Origin of the sequence: Pseudomonas sp. PB105, from assembly GCF_009764655.1 — a bacterium.
Lineage (GTDB): Bacteria > Pseudomonadota > Gammaproteobacteria > Pseudomonadales > Pseudomonadaceae > Aquipseudomonas > Aquipseudomonas cyclaminis.
The window spans coordinates 1-1,027 of record NZ_RWIO01000059.1 but is presented as its reverse complement, the minus strand read 5'-3'; the positions used below and the strand labels follow the sequence as shown (position 1 = coordinate 1,027).

Here is a 1,027-nt window from a genome sequence, read left to right as displayed (position 1 = left end):
CTGAACTGGCCTAATGATTTTGGACACTTCAATCGGGCGCTATGATAGCGCCCAAATTTGAGGTGTTTGGATATGCGTAAATCTTATTCGAGTGAGTTCAAGCTCAAGGCCGCCAGCATGGTGTTGGATGAAGGTCAGCCAGTTACCGAAGTCTGTGCCAGCCTGGATATCGGCCCCACAGCGCTGCGTCGCTGGGTCGATCAAGTGCAAAAAGAACGCTTGGGCTCGACTCCCGTAGGGGCCAAGGCGATTACCGCTGATCAACGAGAAATCCAGAGGCTCAAAGCTCTGCTCAGAGAGAAAGACCTGGATATCGAAATCCTAAAAAAGGCCAGTGCTCTCCTGCTTTTGGACGCCAAAGATCATTCACGTTGATCGATGAGCTGGACGAGCAGTACGGCGTTAAAAGGTGTTGCCGGGCGTTCGGGGTCAACCGCAGTAGTTTCTACGCTTGGCGCCAGCGCCAAGGCAGAGCAAATCCTGAACGGGACAAGCTCAAGGCCGCGCTGGTCAGGCACCACAAGGCGTCCAGAGAGTCGGCCGGCGCACGTACATTGTCCAAGGAGCTACAAGCCAAAGGGCATCGTATCGGACGTTATATGGCTCGCAGTTTGATGCGCGAAGCTGGCATCGCTAGTCGTCAGCGCAGGCGCCATAAGTACAAATCGCCGGGCGTGGAGGCCTTAGTGGCGCCACACGTGCTCAAGCGGAAATTTGATGTGACGGCGGTTAATCAGGTGTGGTGTGGCGACGTGACTTACATCAAGGTCGGCAAGCGGTGGATGTACTTCGCCGCCGTTCTGGATTTGTACGCTCGCAGGATCGTGGGCTGGTCGTTCTCGATGATTTCTGATGCCAACCTGACCTGCGAAGCGCTACGCATGGCGGTTGAGCTACGCAGCCATCCCCAGAATGTGTTGTTTCATTCTGACCAAGGTTGTCAGTACACCAGTCATAAGTTTCGAAACGAGCTGCTCAAACAGGGTTTTAGGCAAAGCATGAGCCGTAAAGGCGAGTGCTGGGATAA

Annotated in this window: 2 protein-coding genes; both read left to right on the top strand. The window is 54.4% G+C overall.

The genetic code is table 11. The annotated features are described in order from the left end of the window. The first annotated feature begins 72 nt into the window (after positions 1–72). Positions 73–375, top strand: a complete 303-nt coding sequence (locus EJD88_RS27240; RefSeq protein WP_014717988.1) for a transposase — start codon at positions 73–75, stop codon at positions 373–375. Beyond that, positions 372–1,027: IS3 family transposase (locus EJD88_RS15800; RefSeq protein WP_256673669.1), on the top strand; the 656-nt coding region annotated here is incomplete at its 3' end. The genes EJD88_RS27240 and EJD88_RS15800, both read left to right, overlap by 4 nt.

Coding starts and splice junctions, on each gene's coding strand:
- EJD88_RS27240 (WP_014717988.1), top strand. CDS start 73: ATGCGTAAATCTTATTCGAGTGAGTTCAAGCTCAAGGCCGCCAGCATG.